Here is a 16,465-nt window from a genome sequence, read left to right as displayed (position 1 = left end):
AGCATCGTCCGGACTCGCGGGATATCCATGACGGCTCGGACCTGGTTCTACAATCTGGCGCTCGCCAGCGGCGTGGCTGTGGCCTACGGCGCCAGCATGGCGTTCAGCCTGAGCCTGACTCGCGAAGGCGCCGGCATCGCCACCATCTGGTTCGCCGGCGGCATCCTGGCGGCCGGCTTCCTCCTGCTTCCTCGGCGCTGGGGCCTGGCCGCCGCGGTCGCCTGCTTCGCCGTGCAGTTCGCCTACAACCTTATGGTCGGCAATCCGCCGATCGCAGCGGCGACGTTTCCGGCCCTGACCATCGGCGAGGCTGCGGCTACCGCCTGGCTGGCGCGGAAGGTCTGCGGCGAAACCATGCGCCTGACCAGCATGCCCCGCGTGTCGCGCCTTTTGCTGCTGGCCGTTGCGCCGGCCACAGCCCTGACTGCGATCCTGGCCGCCGATATCTTCACCCTCTACGGTCGCAGCTTCAACACGGTCCTTTCGGGGTGGTTCTACGGGCACGCCCTAGGCATGGCGATCATGCTGCCGGCCTGCCTGATGGTCGTCCGTCCCGACATGATCCGCGACTTCCGTCGTTCGCCGGTCGAGCAGCTTTGCCTCTACGGCCTCATCGCGGCGATGAGTTTCGTCAGCGTCCTGCCGGTGCGCTTCCCGATGCCATTGCTGCTGTTCCCGCTCATGGCTCTGCTCGCCTTCCGGCTGGGCCCGCGGGGCGCGGCGGTGGGCGCGATGATCATGGCGGTGGTGCTCTCCAGCCTTATCGTCGCGCTCCCGCCGGCTCCGAACGGGGCGACCTGGAGCCTGGCCGAGCGGACCAGCAGCCTGCAGTTCCTGATCGCCATCAACTTCTTCACCAGCCTGGCGACCGCCATGGTGATCGCCAACCAGAAGCGAACGAAGCGGCTTTGGGCCAGCCGCACGCGCATCGCCCGCGCCGCCCAGACCCGGGCGATGGCCGCGGGCCAGGCCAAGACCGAATTCCTGGCCACCATGAGCCACGAGATCCGCACTCCGATGAGCTCGATCGTCGGCTTCACCGAGGTGCTGCTCAAGCGTGATGATCTGCCCGAACCCGCCCGCCGCCAGTTGGCGCTGATCGATCGCGCCGGCGCCTCGCTGCTGACCGTGGTCAACGACATCCTCGACTTCTCCAAGGTCGAGGCCGGCGAAGTCGAACTCTCGCCCGCGCCGGTCAATCCGCGCAGCGTCGCCCAGGACGCCCTTGCCATCGTCGCCGAGGCCGCCCGCCGCAAGGGCCTGGATCTTCAGCTTGGCTTCATCGGGCCGGTCGAGACGCCGGTGATGCTCGACGACCTGCGGGTCCGTCAGATCCTGCTCAACCTGCTGTCCAACGCCATCAAGTTCACCGAACAGGGCCGTGTGCGACTGGACCTCCAGGCTATCGAAACCGGCGACGGCGTGCTGCTGCGCTTCCGGGTCACCGACACCGGTCCGGGCGTGCCGTCCGAACAGGCCGCGCGGCTGTTCAAGCGGTTCAGCCAGGGCGACTCATCGGTCAGCCGCACCCATGGCGGCACCGGCCTGGGCCTGGCCATCTGCCGGGGCCTGACCGAACTGATGGGCGGCAAGATCGGGGTCGAGAGCAAGCCGGGCGCCGGCGCGACCTTCTGGTTCGAAATCCCCGCACGCCGCGCCGCGGGCCCCGTTCGCGAGGTCATCGAGGCTTCGACCGCGGCCCCGCTCGCCGCCCGAGTGCTGCTGGTGGACGATCATGAGATGAACCGCGAGCTCGGGGCCACGGTCCTTGGCCTGCTCGGCTGCGCAGTCATCCTCGCCGAGAACGGCGAAGAGGCGGTCGCCGCGGCCCAGACCAGCGCCTGCGACCTGATCCTGATGGACGTGCACATGCCACGGATGGACGGGCTGGAGGCGACGCGGGCGATCCGCGCCCTGGGCGGCGCGTGCGCCACGATGCCGATCATCGCCATGAGCGCCGACGTGATGCCGGAAATGGAGGCCGCCTGCCTGCGCGCCGGCATGAACGCGGCGGTCGGCAAGCCCATCCAGATCCAGGCCCTGCATGATGTCCTGACCCGCTGGCTGGGCGAAGGCGGGGGCGCGGCCGCGGCCTGAATTTAGCGTTCGGCGGCCTTGGAACGGCGCGCGCCTGCGCTTAGGCTCGCCGCGCTGAAAGTTGGGGAAGTCAATGAAGCTCCTGCGTCTCGCCGCCGTCGCGCTCGCGGCCCTCGCCTGCGCCTGCTCTCCGAGCCAGAAGGACCAGGCCGCGAAGGCCCCTGACGGACGCACCACCATCCGCTTCGCCACCGACTGGCGCGCCCAGGCCGAACAGGGCGGTTTCTACCAGGCCGTGGCGACCGGTGAGTACGCCAAGCGCGGTCTGGACGTGCAGATCGTGCAGGGCGGTCCTGGGGTGAACGTCCCGCAGTTGCTGGCCTCCGGCGCGGTCGAAGCGGGCATGGGCTCCAACAGCTTCATCGTCATGAACCTCGCCAAGGAGAAAATTCCGGTGAAGGCGGTGGCGGCGATGATGCAGAAGGACCCGCAGGTCCTGATCGCCCACCCGGACCAGGGCCTGGAGAAAATCGCCGATCTCAAAGGCCGCCCGATCCTGCTCTCGGACGCTTCGGTCACCGCCTTCTGGGTGTGGCTCAGGTCGAAGTACGGCTTCACTGACGATCAAGTGCGCAAGTACACCTTCAACGCCGCGCCGTTCCTTGCCGACAAGCGCGTCATCCAACAGGGCTACGTCACCTCCGAGCCCTACACCATCGAGAAGCAGGCAGGCCTGAAGCCGAAGGTGTTCCTGCTCGCCGATGAAGGCTATCCCGGCTACGCGACCATGGTGATGGTCCCCGACAGCCTGATCGCCAAGAACCCGACCGCCGTGAAAGCCTTCGTCGAGGCCTCGGCGGCCGGCTGGAAGAGCTATCTCTACGGCGACGCCGCGCCCGGCGACGCGCTGATCCGCAAGGACAACCCGGAAATGACCCAGGACGTCCTCAACCAGGCGCGCGAGAAGCTGAAGTCGTACGGCATCGTCGACTCCGGCGACGCCCAGGCCGGCGGCATCGGGGTGATGACCAACGCCCGCTGGGCCGAGTTCTTCAACGTCGCCTCCAGCCAAGGCGTCTACCCCAAGGACATGGACTACAAGAGCGCCTACACGCTGCAGTTCGTGACGCCGGCCGCCAAGTGACCCTCGCGGCGCTGAAGGACGTCGAGGTCGACTACGACGGACGTGGGCGGGCGCTGGGGCCGATCGACCTCAGCGTCGAGGCCGGTGAGATCCTGGCGCTGGTCGGACCGTCGGGTTGCGGCAAGTCCACCGCGCTGCGACTGCTGGCCGGGCTAGAGGGCCCGACGCGCGGGACGCTCGAACGCACGCCCGGGCGCGGCGAGACCGCGGTGGTGTTCCAGGCGCCGACTCTCGCCCCTTGGCTGACCGCGCAAGCCAACGTCGCCCTACCGCTCGAGCTGGGCGGCATGCCGGCCGACGAAGCTCGGCGGCGCGCCCGCGAGGCGCTGGTGCGCGTCGGCCTCTCCGGGGCGGAGACCGCCCGGCCGGCGACACTGTCGGGCGGCATGGCGATGCGCGCCTCGCTGGCCCGCGCCATGGTCACCGAGCCGCGCCTGCTGCTGCTGGACGAACCCTTCGCGGCGCTGGACGAAATCACCCGCCGCACGCTGGCCGACGACGTCCTGAACCTCTGGGACGCCTCGCGACCGGCGATCGTCTTCGTGACGCATAATGTCGAGGAAGCCGTCTACATGGCCGACCGCGTGGCGGTGCTGACCCGCGGCCCCGGGCGACTGGCCGGCGTCGCCAGGATCGAGGCGCCGCTGCCGCGGCCGACAGGCTTCCGCACCTCGGAAGTGTTCCGCGCCGCGGTGGAGCGGGTGTCTGGCCTCCTCGCTGAGGGAATGGAGGCGGTCCGATGAGCCGCCTCCTCGCCCCCTTGGCGCTCGTCGCCTTGCTGCTGGCGGCCTGGGAGATCGCCGTCCGGGCGATGGGGATCCCGGCCTACTTCCTGCCGCCGCCGTCCGGCGTCGCGGTCGCCCTGGTCGAGAACCTGCCCAGTCTGGCGGCCGCGGCATGGGTCACGCTGTCGACCGCACTGATCGCCCTGGTCGTCGCCAGCCTGATCGCTGTCGGCCTGGCGGTGATCGTGGGCCTGAATCCGCTCTTGGAGGCCGCCGTCCGGCCGCTGGCCTCGGTGCTGCAGGTCACGCCCGTCGTGGCGATCGCGCCGCTGGTGCTGATCTGGGCCGGCATCGACCATCCCGAGCGGGCGATCATCGCCCTGGCGGTGCTGGTGGCGTTCTTCCCGATCTTCTCGGGCGCGGTCACAGGCCTGCGGGCGGCCGATCCGGACCTTGAGCGCTTGTTCGACCTCTATGGGGCCGGCCGCTGGCAACGGGTGATGCGGCTGCGCCTGCCGTCGGCCGTACCGTTTCTGCTCGAAGGCCACAAGGTCGGCGCGGGTCTGGCGATCATCGGCGCTGTAGTCGCGGAGTTCGGCGCCGGCTCTGGCGGCGTACGCGGCCTCGCCTGGCAGATCCTCGACGCCGGCAACAAGCTGCAGACGGCGCGGATGATCGCCGCCCTCGTGGTGCTGGGACTGATGGGCGTGGCGCTGCACGCCCTGCTGGACCGCGCCGAGCGCGTCGGCCTGACATGGTGGCGGGGGCGTTAATCTCAGCCGTTAGGCGAGCTTTAAGCCGATTGCGGTTAACGCTGGCGGTATGGCCCGCAGCAAGCTTCACGACCTGATCGAGATGGCCAAAGAGCCGTCCAGCGAGCGCCGCCGCGAGCTGCTGCGCGGGGTCACCGACCTGTTCTTCTCCAGCGACGACGTCCGCGGCGGCGAGGAGATGGAGCTGTTCGACGACGTCCTCAGCCAACTCGCCGGCGAGATGGAAGAGGCTGTGCGCGGCGAACTGGCGCTGCGCATGTCGACCGCCGCCAGCCCGCCGCGCAGCCTGCTGCGCGACCTGGCCCGCGACGTCTCGATCGACGTCGCCCGCCCGGTCCTGGAAAACTCACGCGCCTTGACCGACGACGACCTGTTGTCGGTGGCCCGCACCCGCGGCCAGGACCACCTGCGCGCCATTTCGCAGCGGCCGACCGTGTCTGAGGCGGTGTCCGAGGCGATTGTCGAGCGCGGCGACGACGCCACCCTCGGCGTGCTGCTGGCCAACGAGGGCGCGGCGATGTCGCGCGAGGTGCAGGAAATGGTGGTCGACCGCGCGGTCGAGAACCCCGCGCTGCACGAGGCGGTGGTCACCCGCAAGTCGCTGCCCGTCGACCTGCTGAACGAGATGTACTTCGTGGTCGAGGCCCGGCTGCGCGGCGAGATCCTGGCCCGCAACGAGGCGGTCGACCCGGCCCAGCTGGACGCGGCCCTGGCCGCCGGCCGCAAGAAATTGGCGTTCCGCGACGGCGCTCTGCCCTCCGACTACGCCGATGCCGAAAAGCAGATTCGCGTGCTGCGGCTGCGCGGGGCGATCACGCCCCAGGTGCTGGCCGGCTTCCTGCGTGCGCGCGAGACCACCAAGTTCCTGGTGGCGCTGAGCGAACTCGCCGACATCGACTTCCACACCGCCCGCCGGATCCTGGAGCGGCGCGAACTCGACGCCCTGTCGATCGTCTGCAAGGCGGCCGGGTTCGAGCGCTCGCTCTACCTGACCTTCGCGGTGCTGATCCTCGACCGCGACGCCAACGCCATGGGCCGCGCGCGCGAATACGGCGAGCTCTACGAGAACCTGCCCCGTGAAGCCGCCCAGCGCACGATCCGCTTCTGGCGCATGCGTCGCAAGGCCGGCGACATGGCCGCAGCCTAGGGCGCGGGCTTTTCGGTTGGGAACTCGTAGCGGATCGGGATCCTGACCCGCCCGCCGATGGTTGGCAGCCCCTCGGCTGTCCATGGCTTGGCCTGGAACGATCCGGCCAACGCCAGGGCGGCCTGAGCAAAGCCAAGTCCCGCCGGCTCCTCGCTTTGGGCCGAGCAATCCGTCAACTTGCCGCCGTCGGCGATCTCGCAAGCAATGACGACGCGGGCCGCGCCGACCCCAGCCTTCGCCGCGGCCGACGGATATCCAGCGATGATTTCGTCGCCCGTCGGCAAGGCCGCCCATTGTGGTCGGCCGATCACCCGCTTGCTCTGATCGAGCATGTCCAGGTCGAAGGCGAACGGGATCATGGTCCAGATCCCATCGGTCGGCGTGCCATCGACGAGGTTCGTCGGACCAACGAAGGTCTCCGACAATCGCCGGGCGGCCGTAGCAAAGCCCTGTCCCTTGGGCTCCTCGGCAGTCGTCTGGCAGTCCGTCAGCCTGCCTTCCGCCTTGAAGCGGCAAGTCAGCGTCGCCCGCCCCTCGGTCAGCTTTTCACGAGCCTTCTGCGGGTACGCCGCAGCGACCTGCGCATAGCTGGGGGCCACCACCCAAGAAACGTTGCTGAGAATCTGACGGGTGACGTCATTCGGCTCAGGCAAACGGCCGCCCGATGTGGACATCCTGAAATTGATCGGAATTCGGACCGTGCTCGCCACCGGCTTGCCGTCCTTCATCGCCGGCTTCATCAGGAACTGCGGCGTGAGCGCCAGCGCGGCTAGTCCGAAGCCCGCGTCTTCAGGCGTCTCGCTCTCGATCGCGCATCCGAACAACGCGCCTTGCTCACTGACGCGGCACTCCACCAACGCCTTGCCGCTGATGCCCTTCTTCCAGGCTTCTCGGGGAAAAACGCTCAGGACCTGATCTGCCGAGGGCCTCTTCAGCCAATCGGCGCGCGCGTCCTCAGCAAGCGCTCCGCTCATGGAAAACAGCGAGATCGCGCCCGCTGCTGCAACGATTTTCGACACGCGCCCCCCAGAACCGCTCGATCTCCTGGGGTTGTACCACACAACCTCAGAAGGTTGGGCGAACAGTCGCACCGGCGTTCGCCACGCGCTCGAGGGCATCGGCGGCGATAATGCTCAGCGAACGGAGGCCAAGCTCGCCGAACACGTCGAGAGCGGCGTTGAGCGACATCGCCGCGCTCGCCCGCTCGCCGCGATCGAGGCCCGTGATGTCCATGCGCGCTTCGTAGAGACGAGCCAGATTGACCTGCAGCAGCGCCCAAGCCGCCGGCTCGCGCTTGGCCGAGATCGCCGCCAGTTCGATCTTGAAGGCAGATTCGGCCGCGTCCAGCACCGTCAGGTCGCCCGACAGCTCCGCCGAACGCGCCAGGCAGAGCGCCCGATTCGAAGCGCCGAACGCCCGCAGCGACAGGCCCGGCGTGCTCTTCAGGACGTGGGCGGCGCGATCATAACAGGTGACGGCCTGTTCATAGGCGCGCTCCGAGGCCCCGGCCTCGCCCAGCGCCTGCAGGCCTTGGGCCAGGGCCGTCTGCACACGGGCCCAGTCGAGCGGACTGTGCTCGCGCGACAGCTCGCCGACCACGTCGGCCAGGGAGCTGACCGCCTGGGCCAGCGTCTCGACCTCGCCGGCCGCTTCGCCCTGCAGGGCCATCGCCTGGCCACGCAACGCCGCGGCGCGGGCCCAGCTCAGCGGCTCATAGGCGGGATCCAGCCCCTCGGCCGCGCGTTCGGCCTCCTGCCGGCCGAGCGTCAGGATGTCATCGTCGCGCAGCCGCGCGCCCCAACCGATCAGGATGTCAGCCAGCACCAGGCGCGCCTCCACCGCCAGCAACCGGGCGGCCCGGCAACGCTTGGTCAGGCTCTGCAGGCCGGTGATCGGCACGGCGAAGCGCAGGGCCACGGCCCGCGCGGCCCGGGCGTCGCCGGTCGCCATCTGCTCGCGCGCCTCGATGGCGGCGATGCCGATGTCGGCCAGCGACAGCGAGAGGCCGCCACGGGCGGCGGCGCGGGCCTCGCGGAAGGCGACATCGGCCGCTGCGTTCAGTCCGTCGTCGCCGAACAGCTCGGCGCCCAGCATGGCGCAGAACGCCTGCTCGCAGCGGGCGCGGGCCCAGCCGTCAGGCCGCCGCTCGCGGTCAAAGGCCTCGGCCGCCGACTCAGCTGTCGCCGCGGCCTTGCGCAGGATGGCGGCGTCACCGGAGCGGCGCGCGACCTCGCGCCAGACGATCGCGCTCTCCAGGCGTCGCTGAGCCTTGTCCTTGGCGCCGACCCGGCCGGCGGCGATGTCCGCAGCACGGCCCTCCTGAGCGATCATCTGCAGGTCGAGCAGCTCCAGCAGCGAAGCGTCGCCGCCGGTCAATCCGTCGCGGGGGGCGTTCACTGCATCTGCGCCGAACAGACGCTTCAGCTCTCGACCGAACTCGAACATGCGAAGGCTCCGATCACCTCGCGGCGTCTCAACACGGGACGCCTACGGAAGGTTCAGACCAGAGACAGCAAAGCCGGAGCCGAGTTCGTAAACAAGTGGTTAACACTCGGGCTATGGTTAACAATAACTAAACAAATTGTGTACGACGCTAGGCCCGCTCTGGCGCCGAATTTGCTTAACGCGGGTTAAGCACGTTCCTTCGAACGCTCGAAGCCGATCTTGGGGAAGCGCTCGGCGACATAGCCGATTTCCCAGGCGGACTTGGCCAGGAACACCGGCTGGTCGTCGATGTCGCTGCCCATCGCGCCCTTATGCTTGCCCGCGAAGTCCTCGACATCGGCCTTGGCGCCCGACAACCACCGCGCCTCGGCATACGGCGAGGCCTCGAAGATCACCTCCAGCTGGTACTCGTTGGCCAGCCGGTCGGCCATGACCTCGAACTGCAGCTGACCGACGGCGCCGACGATGAAGTCCGAGCCGATCACCGGGCGGAACAGCTGGGTCACCCCCTCCTCGGCCAGGCCTTCCAGCGCCTTCTTCAGGTGCTTGGCCTTGAGCGGATCCTTGACCCGGACCCGTTGCAGGATTTCCGGCGCGAAGTTCGGCAAGCCGGCGAAGCGCAGGGTCCCGGTCTCCGACAGGCTGTCGCCGACTCGCAGGACGCCGTGGTTGGGAATGCCGATGACGTCGCCGGCATAGGCCTCTTCGGCCAGTTCGCGATCGGAGGCGAAGAACATGATCGGCGCGTTGACCGACAGCTGCCGGCCAGTGTTCTGCACCTTCAGCTTCATGCCGCGCTGGAACTTGCCCGAGGTCAGCCGCAGGAAGGCGATCCGGTCGCGGTGGTTGGGGTCCATGTTCGCCTGGACCTTGAACACAAAGCCGGTGACCTCCTTGTCCCCCGGCGCGACGTGGGTCGACTCCCCGCCGCGCACCGCGGCGACCGCCTTCGGCGGCGGCGCATAGGCGCCCAGCCCGGCTAGAAGCTGGTCGACGCCGAAGTGGCGCAGGGCCGATCCGAAGAACACCGGGGTCATGTGGCCTTCGAGGAAGGACTTGGGATCGAACGGCTTGGAGGCCTCCTGCACGAGCATGGCGTTCTCTTCCAGCTCGGCCTGCTCGTCCGGATCGAGATAACTGACGATCGCATTGCCCTTGAAGGCTATCGGCGCGGGGTGCCCCTCATCGGAATCCGAGCCCTTCTTGGCGAATGGGACGAACATCTCGTTGCGCAGGTCCAGCATGCCCTTGAAGCGCCCGCCCGATCCAGCCGGCCAGAACAGCGGCGCCGGATCGAGCGCCAGCTTGGAGGCGATCTCGTCAAGCAGCTCGATCGGGTCCTGGGCTTCGCGGTCCATCTTGTTGATGAAGGTCACGATCGGGATGTCGCGCAGGCGGCAGACTTCGAACAACTTCAAGGTCTGCGGCTCGATGCCCTTGGCCGCATCCAGAACCATGACCGCGGCGTCAGCCGCCGTCAGCGTTCGGTAGGTGTCTTCCGAGAAGTCCTCGTGGCCCGGGGTGTCCAGCAAATTGAACATCAATCCTTCGTGGTCGAAGGTCATGACGCTGGCCGAGACCGAGATCCCGCGCTCGCGCTCGATCTTCATCCAGTCGGACCGGGTGCGGCGGTTCTCGCCGCGGGCGCGCACGGCGCCGGCCGCCCGGATCGCCCCGCCGGCCAGCAGCAGGTTCTCGGTCAGGGTCGTCTTACCGGCGTCCGGGTGGGAGATGATGGCGAAGGTGCGCCGGCGCGCGGCCTCGGCGGCGGGAGAGGTGCTCATGGACGGCGCTTAGCGCAGCCGGGCCCGGCGCGAAAGCCCGCGTTACGCCGCCAGGCGGCGCCAGACCTGCCGATCGGTCGACACGGTATCCAGGAGGCCCTGGTCCTGGGCGCTGGAAAGCCGGGCCATGACTTCGAAGTCCACATTGGCGTAGCGCAGCGTCACGTCCTCGGGCGCGCAGCCATAGGCCGGGGCCACGAACAGGGCCGCATTGATCGACGGCGCCTTGGCGATGATCAGGGTCGCCAGCCGCCGGGCCCGCTCGGGCTTATCGAAATGCAGCAGCGGATCCTCGGCGTAGAGCTCCTGGCCCAGCTTGCTGACCACATTGAACGGCAACGCCCGAAACCTGCGCCCTGCCACTTTCGGCGAAAGCTTCGCTCCACTCAGGTTCAAAACAACGTCGTTCAGCAGGAAGAGCATACCAAGCAAGCGCTCGCGTTCGTGGAACGCCGCTGTGTGCCACAAGCGTGCTTTCGCCCCCGTTGAGAAAGGCGGTGAATCGCGCGGTAACCGCGTCCGTCAGCCCTGTTCGACCGGCTCGATCAGGAAGTGGCGACCTTCCTTATCTTCGATCTCCACGACCCAGATGTCGGGGTCGATGCGGATCGCCCGCTCGATGTAGCGGTCAAGGTCGGCCTCCTGGTCGGAAAGCGCTGGCCGCATCCAGACCCGCTCGCCGTCGCCGCGCGTCGCCTCGGCATAGAGCCTGCTGGTGCCGTCGCCGCGGTTCAACACCTTGACCAGCACGCTGCCGGCCCGTGCGTCGCCCTTGCGCGCCACCACGGCGAACCCGCCGCCCAGCTCCACGCGGCGGATCAGGGCCGCGACCCAGATGTCAGAGGAAAGCAGCATGGTCGTCGAACGGCGTCTCGATAACGGAACGGAAAGACCGGGCCACTAGGCTCGGCCGCAAGATCTCGAACCTATACGAGAAAAACCAAAGGCATGACGAGTACGCGCAGAACCGCGCGGCGCGTCGTGTGTGGATGGATGGGGCTGGCCGCGGCGGGGGCGCTTCTCGCCGCGCCCGGAGTCTCGGCTGCGGCCGCGGCCGCCGACCTCTTCTACGAACGCACGGTGATGACCGCCGCCGACGCCAGGTGCGGCCTGTTCGCGCCCCCGGTCGGCGCGGCGCTGGCGGCTGGGCGCATGCAGGCGCACGGCGCGGCCATCCGCTCGGGCGCCGACAAGGCCGAGCTGGCCCAGCTGGAACGCCGTGCGCGGGCCAAGGCCGCGTCGACCCCCTGCAAGTCGGCGGACATGACGCTGGCCGCCGGCCGCGTGCGCGAGGCGTTCGAAGGCTATGCGCAGATCTCACGCATGACCTATCCGGGCGAGGTCTCCGAGTGGCGGGCCGACCGGTCCGGCGGCGTGCGCTGGCGTCTGCAGCAGACCGCCAGCTTCGGCTGGAACAAGATGGTCTTCGGCCTGGCCGGCCGCGAGGGCGCCAATGCGCTGATGGCGGTGGCCAATTTCGCCGACGGCAAGACGCCGTATGGCGCCAGGCTGGTCCTTCGCGACACGGACGCGACGCTGGGGCCGTATCTCGACGCCCGCGGCCAGCCCTTGAACAAGCTGCCGCTGGCCCGGCGCCTGCCGCCGCAGACGGCGCGCAACGCCTACACGGCCGAGGCCCGCAGCCCGGCAGGCCAGGACCTGCTGCCCAAGGCGTTCAAGACCGGGTGGGCCTTCCGCTTCCCGGCCGCGGCCGCCCATGCCCTGGCCGAGCTGGACCCACGCGAAGCGGTGGCGGTGGAGTTCCTGTTCGCCGGCCCCGACGGCGAGGTCGTGCGCCGCGCCTATGTCGAGGTCGGAGACTTCGCGGCCGGCCGCGCCTTCCTGCAGGTCGCCGCCCGCTGATCGGCGATCAGGGCGTGTTCGCCGCCGACGGCTGATCGATGACCGGCAGGCGCACGGTGATCGTGGTCCCCTCTCCCAGCCGGCTTTCGATGATCATCTCGCCGCCGTGCAGCTCGGCGAACGCGCGCACCAGCGACAGGCCAAGGCCGGTGCCGGCCGCACGCTGGGCCACGCCGCCGGCCTGCTCGAACGGCCGTCCCAGTCGCTGAACGTCCTCGGGACCGATGCCCACGCCGGTGTCGGCGACCAACAGCTCCATCACCGAGTCGTCGGCCTGCAGCGTCACCGTCACGGCCCCGCCGCGCGGCGTGAACTTCAGCGCGTTGGAGACCAGGTTGAGCGCGATCTGCTTGAGCGCCCGCCGGTCAGCGAACACGTCGAGCGGTTCACGCGGCAGCAGACCGCGCAGCTGTACGCCCGCCCGGTCGGCCTGGCCGCGCATCAGCCGCAGGACGCCCGACACCGACTCCCGGCCGTCGAACGCCTCGCGCGCCAGTTCGTACCGCTCAGCCTCGATCTTGGACATGTCGAGCACGTCGTTGATGAGGTCCAGCAGATGCCCGCCCGACTCGTGCACCAGCTCGGCATACTCGGCGTAGCGGTCCGACAGCGGCCCGAACAAGCCCTGCCGCATGATGTCGGAAAAGCCCATGATCGCGTTGAGCGGTGTGCGCAGCTCATGGCTCATATTGGCCAGGAAGCGCGACTTTCCGGCGTTCTGGGCCTCGGCCTCGCTGCGGGCCTGCTCGAGCTCGAGCTCGCGGGCGTGGGCGGCGGCGGCGTCGCGCAGCACCCCGATCAGCCGGCCCGACGTCGTGCGTCGCAGGCTGACGGCGAGCCAGGCCTGCGGCTCGGCGGCCGGGGCGAACGCGACCTCCGCAGCGCCTTCCGTCCGCGCAATCGTCAGCGCCTGGCGCAGCTTGGGACGATCGGCCTCGCTCGCCAGATCGACGATGGTCAGCCCGGTGCTGGAAATGCCGCGCGCGCCGGCCGGCTCGCGGCCCCATGTGCGGGCGATCAGGCCGTTGTGGTCCAAGGTGGCGACCATGAAAGGCTGTTCGTCCAGCACCTGCCGAAGCTGCGCCAGGGCCAGGCGCTGGCGGCGGTCCTCGCGCCCCATGTTCCGCTGCAGGAGCACGAGCGCGGCCGCCAGGCCAAGCACTGTCGAGGTCAGGGCGAAGGCGCTGACCACCGCTGCGGCGGCCGGGATCAGCACGTAGCCGGGCAGCGTCAGACCGCCGATCGCCGCCACCCCGACCGCGGCCAGCGAGACCGCGGCCCCAAGCGCCAATCGCTCGCCGCGCCCGACGCCCACCGCCGCCACCAGCGGCGCCAGGCACCAGACCGCCAGCGGACTGCCCACCCCGCCGGTGAACGCAGCCGCGCCCGCCGCCGCCGCGCCGAGGCCGGCGATCGCAAGGATCGACGCCCGGCCCGCGGGCCTGGTCCTCGTCAGTGTCCTGGCGGGCGGGTTCTCGATCACGGGCGGGCTCGCTGCTCCTTTGGCGGGCGACTCGACAGAGGATTCTTGCCCTTAACTCTAACGATGCAGGCGAGTCGCTGCGAGACCGCTCGCGCCCTGGGCGACCCGACTTGGGTACATAGCTGGAACGGCCGTGCGCCGGCCTGCTGATCGAAACCAATTCGTAAGCGGGCGAGCGCTAGGGTCTGGGCAGTACCAGACCGCGAGGCTCGTAAGTTGCACATGGCCCATGCGGCTCACTTCCCGCCCGGCACGCCAAGGGCTTCAGCGTCAGAGCCCGACGCCAGGACGGCCGCGCGTCAGCGCCGGGACGTCATCGCGGACGAGGCCAAGCGTTCGTTCCTGCGTATGGCCAGCCACGAGTTGCGCACGCCGCTGAACTCGATCCTGGGCTTCTCCGAGATTCTGCAATCGGAGCTCTACGGCCCACTCGGCGCGCCGCAGTACAAGGAATATGCGAGCATCATCCACACCAGCGGCGCACGGCTGCTGCGGCTGGTGAACCAGGTGCTCGAGATCGCCCGCCTGGAAGGCGGCGCCATGGACTTCGATCTCGGCCCTGAATCGCTCGACCACGCGCTCGACGATGTCCTGGACGGCCTGCGCGAGGAGACCGCGCCCCGCGGGGTCGAGGTGATCGTCCTCCAGCGCGGCCGCCTGCCGGCGGTGACCGCCGACGCCCGCGGGCTGCGCAACCTGCTCGGCAATCTGATCCAGAACGCGGTCATCTTCTCCCCCGACCGCGCCGTCGTGCGGGTGCACGCTAACCGCGTGGGCGACCAGGTCGAAATCGCCGTGGTCGACGACGGTCCAGGTGTCGACCCGCAGGACATTCCCCGCCTGTTGCAGCCGTTCGAACAGGGCGAAAACGCGCTGACCCGGCGCAGCGAGGGCGCGGGGCTGGGCCTGCCGATCGTCGAGCTGCTATGCACAGCCATGGGCGGGCGCCTCAAGTTGAGTTCGGCTCCTGGCCAGGGCCTGACCGCCCGCGTCCGGCTGCCCGCCGCCTAGGCGAGTTGCGGCGAAAGCCGTTGCACAAGGCGGTCCCGGCGCCTAAGTCGCCATTGATATGAACACGATCGACAACGCCCTGGCCGACCTGGTCGAAGAGTTCGACCTCCTTGGCGATTGGGAGGAACGCTATCGCTACGTCATCGAGCTGGGCCGCGAACTGGCGCCGCTCTCCGACAGCGAACGCAGCGAGGCCAACAAGGTGCGCGGCTGCGCCAGCCAGGTGTGGCTGGTGACCGAGCCGCAGGCCGATGGGGTGGTGAACTTCCGCGGCGATTCCGACGCCCACATCGTGCGCGGCCTGATCGCGGTGCTGCTGCGGCTGTTCTCTGGGCGCCAGCCTGACGAGATTGTCGCCTTCGACGTGAAGTCAGCCTTCGATCGGCTCGGCTTGGCCGGACACCTGTCGGCCCAGCGTTCCAACGGCCTGGCCTCGATGGCGGCCCGGATCCGGCGCGACGCCGAGGCCCTGGCCACGGCCTAACGGCTCAGGCGGCGCGGATGCCGCTGGCGACAGTGTCGCCCTGGACGCCGACCACCGCGTCGTAGCCAAGGATCATGTCGACATCGGCGCCGTTCGAGGCCAGCGGCAAGCGCAGCCAGAGGATCGAGATGTGCGCCGCCCCGCGCCAGGCCAGGCTGTGGACCCCCACCGACGGGCGGCGCTCTTGCACCACCTTGGTCAGCTCGCGCCGCCAGTAGTCGGCGGCGTTGGCGTTATAGGCCTCGGTCAAGGTGCGGCCGGTGATCTCGCGGCCGTAGACGCCATAGAGCCCGGTGCCAGCGAGCCGCAGGCGGAATTCGAGCGGATCGCGGCGCACGTCGATCAGGCTGATCGTCGGCAGCAGGCGCTTGAAGTCGTCGGGGTGGATGTCGTCGCGCCCAGGTAGCCGCCCGCTACGCCGCAATCCGGCCCAATAGGCATACAGTTCCTCGTGTGCGCGCGCGGCCGCCGCCGAAGCCCCCATTTGTGCGGCCATATTCAGATTCCTTAACAACCCCTTGGAATCACGACGAATCACTTATCGCCCAGAGGGTGATTCTCCGGCAAGGGAAATCCTAATTGCCCGGAAAGAAATCGGGCCGAAAGGTGGCGTAGCTTGACCGTAAGGCGGCTCAGCCGGCCACGCGGGCCGCCTCCGCGCGGCAGTCGACGACTGGCGACTGGCGGGAGCAGAAATCCGGCCAGCGGTCTCTTAGGCGCCAGTAGCGGACGGCTTTAAAAGCAGCGATCGCCCGCTTGGCGTCTTCGGCCGCGCCGGACCTCCGCGCCTTCAGCAACTGCTCGAACACCGCCGCCACGGCGCTGTCCGTCAGGGGCGGCGCCGTAGCGGGATCCTGCAGGAGCGCCGCCGCCGCGTCGGGCGCGCCCGTGAACGCCTCCATCTCGAAGCGGACTCGCCGGACACTGACGTGATCGGGATGGAAGCGGGCGAAACGCGCTAGCATGGTCGCTTCAGCATCCCCGCAGAACTGAGCTTTGCGGGACAACAAAAAACGCCCGCCTATTCAGGCGGGCGTTTTCAAATCTCAATCTGTCAGCAAGCTCTACTTAGAGCGCTTGCGCGGAGCCTGACGGCCGCCCTGCCCCAGGCCCATCTGCTTGGCCAGGTCCGAGCGCGCCTTGGCGTAGTTCGGCGCGACCATCGGGTAGTCTTTCGGAAGACCCCACTTCGCGCGGTATTCTTCCGGACTCATATTGTACTTCGTGCGCAGGTGACGCTTCAGCGACTTGAACTTGCGACCGTCTTCCAGGCAGACCAGATGATCGGGCGTGATCGACCGACGCACGGGCACGGCCGGCTCTTTCGGCGCGACTTCCTGGACGTCAGAACCGGTGGAAATACCCGCCAGCGCCCGATGGACGCTCTGGATAAGGTTGGGAAGGTCGGCCGCAGCCACCGAATTGTTCCCGACATAAGCGGAAACAATATCCGCCGTCATCTCAATGACTTCCGACTTCTCGTCCATATTTCTCGGTTCCGTGAGTGCGGGTGCACCAAGTTGGGGGATGACTGATTCACGACATCAGTGGACGCGTTAATATCTGGAA

The 16,465-nt window shown here is 68.8% G+C and carries 17 protein-coding genes; 8 read left to right on the top strand and 9 right to left on the bottom strand.

The features are described 5' to 3' along the window. The first annotated feature begins 27 nt into the window (after positions 1 to 27). The 5 genes from C0481_RS19210 (at position 28) to C0481_RS19190 (ending at position 5,826) form a co-directional block, all read left to right on the top strand. Complete coding sequence (locus C0481_RS19210; protein ID WP_293406835.1) at positions 28 to 2,097, top strand: ATP-binding protein; 2,070 nt, start codon at positions 28 to 30, stop codon at positions 2,095 to 2,097. A 73-nt stretch (positions 2,098 to 2,170) separates the two neighbouring features. After that, positions 2,171 to 3,181 (top strand): ABC transporter substrate-binding protein, encoded by a 1,011-nt coding sequence (locus C0481_RS19205; RefSeq protein WP_293406833.1) that lies wholly within the window; start codon positions 2,171 to 2,173, stop codon positions 3,179 to 3,181. Further along, on the top strand, positions 3,178 to 3,924 hold the full coding sequence (locus tag C0481_RS19200; RefSeq protein WP_293406830.1) for an ABC transporter ATP-binding protein: 747 nt from the start codon (positions 3,178 to 3,180) through the stop codon (positions 3,922 to 3,924). The genes C0481_RS19205 and C0481_RS19200 overlap by 4 nt, the downstream gene beginning before the upstream one ends. Next, positions 3,921 to 4,679 (top strand): ABC transporter permease, encoded by a 759-nt coding sequence (locus tag C0481_RS19195; RefSeq protein WP_293406828.1) that lies wholly within the window; start codon positions 3,921 to 3,923, stop codon positions 4,677 to 4,679. Before C0481_RS19200 ends, C0481_RS19195 begins: the two co-directional genes overlap by 4 nt. Before the next feature lie 49 nt (positions 4,680 to 4,728). Further along, complete coding sequence (locus C0481_RS19190; protein WP_293406825.1) at positions 4,729 to 5,826, top strand: DUF2336 domain-containing protein; 1,098 nt, start codon at positions 4,729 to 4,731, stop codon at positions 5,824 to 5,826. Here C0481_RS19190 and C0481_RS19185 read toward each other — a convergent pair. The 5 genes from C0481_RS19185 to C0481_RS19165 form a co-directional block, all read right to left on the bottom strand. Beyond that, positions 5,823 to 6,845 (bottom strand): energy transducer TonB, encoded by a 1,023-nt coding sequence (locus tag C0481_RS19185; protein ID WP_293406823.1) that lies wholly within the window; start codon positions 6,843 to 6,845, stop codon positions 5,823 to 5,825. The genes C0481_RS19190 and C0481_RS19185 overlap by 4 nt on opposite strands. A gap of 46 nt (positions 6,846 to 6,891) precedes the next feature. Then, on the bottom strand, positions 6,892 to 8,271 hold the full coding sequence (locus tag C0481_RS19180) for a hypothetical protein (RefSeq protein ID WP_293406821.1): 1,380 nt from the start codon (positions 8,269 to 8,271) through the stop codon (positions 6,892 to 6,894). Positions 8,272 to 8,456: 185 nt separating this feature from the next. Further along, positions 8,457 to 10,055 (bottom strand): peptide chain release factor 3, encoded by a 1,599-nt coding sequence (locus C0481_RS19175; RefSeq protein WP_293406819.1) that lies wholly within the window; start codon positions 10,053 to 10,055, stop codon positions 8,457 to 8,459. Between the two features lie 42 nt (positions 10,056 to 10,097). Beyond that, entirely contained in the window at positions 10,098 to 10,394 is a 297-nt protein-coding gene (locus C0481_RS19170; protein WP_363223812.1) for a hypothetical protein, read from the bottom strand. Between the two features lie 183 nt (positions 10,395 to 10,577). Then, entirely contained in the window at positions 10,578 to 10,910 is a 333-nt protein-coding gene (locus C0481_RS19165; RefSeq protein ID WP_293406817.1) for a DUF1491 family protein, read from the bottom strand. A 138-nt stretch (positions 10,911 to 11,048) separates the two neighbouring features. Between C0481_RS19165 and C0481_RS19160 the strand changes: the two genes are divergently transcribed. Continuing rightward, positions 11,049 to 11,918, top strand: a complete 870-nt coding sequence (locus tag C0481_RS19160; RefSeq protein WP_293406815.1) for a hypothetical protein — start codon at positions 11,049 to 11,051, stop codon at positions 11,916 to 11,918. 7 nt (positions 11,919 to 11,925) lie between these two features. Here the strand turns inward: C0481_RS19160 and C0481_RS19155 are convergent, their stop codons facing one another. Beyond that, entirely contained in the window at positions 11,926 to 13,401 is a 1,476-nt protein-coding gene (locus C0481_RS19155; RefSeq protein ID WP_293406813.1) for a HAMP domain-containing sensor histidine kinase, read from the bottom strand. Positions 13,402 to 13,623: 222 nt separating this feature from the next. On the opposite strand from C0481_RS19155, the gene C0481_RS19150 reads away from it, so the two are divergent. Both C0481_RS19150 and C0481_RS19145 read left to right on the top strand, forming a co-directional pair. Beyond that, on the top strand, positions 13,624 to 14,412 hold the full coding sequence (locus C0481_RS19150) for a HAMP domain-containing sensor histidine kinase (RefSeq protein ID WP_293406811.1): 789 nt from the start codon (positions 13,624 to 13,626) through the stop codon (positions 14,410 to 14,412). A gap of 58 nt (positions 14,413 to 14,470) precedes the next feature. Then, positions 14,471 to 14,896: a SufE family protein gene (locus C0481_RS19145; RefSeq protein WP_293406809.1), complete on the top strand. Its 426-nt coding sequence runs from the start codon at positions 14,471 to 14,473 to the stop codon at positions 14,894 to 14,896. Between the two features lie 4 nt (positions 14,897 to 14,900). Here C0481_RS19145 and C0481_RS19140 read toward each other — a convergent pair whose 3' ends face one another. The 3 genes from C0481_RS19140 to C0481_RS19130 all read right to left on the bottom strand — a co-directional run bounded on the left by C0481_RS19140 (position 14,901) and on the right by C0481_RS19130 (position 16,383). Beyond that, entirely contained in the window at positions 14,901 to 15,392 is a 492-nt protein-coding gene (locus C0481_RS19140; RefSeq protein ID WP_293406807.1) for a PAS domain-containing protein, read from the bottom strand. Positions 15,393 to 15,528: 136 nt separating this feature from the next. Then, the gene (locus C0481_RS19135) at positions 15,529 to 15,861 is read right to left on the bottom strand and encodes a hypothetical protein (protein WP_293406805.1); all 333 of its coding nucleotides are present in this window, start codon (positions 15,859 to 15,861) and stop codon (positions 15,529 to 15,531) included. Positions 15,862 to 15,960: 99 nt separating this feature from the next. Then, entirely contained in the window at positions 15,961 to 16,383 is a 423-nt protein-coding gene (locus C0481_RS19130; protein WP_056015959.1) for a MucR family transcriptional regulator, read from the bottom strand. Positions 16,384 to 16,465 lie beyond the last annotated feature (82 nt).

It is taken from the genome of Phenylobacterium sp. (assembly GCF_013822795.1).
Taxonomy (GTDB): domain Bacteria; phylum Pseudomonadota; class Alphaproteobacteria; order Caulobacterales; family Caulobacteraceae; genus Phenylobacterium.
Note: the sequence above shows the minus strand (reverse complement) of the source record. Positions and strands in the feature narration are given on the sequence as shown.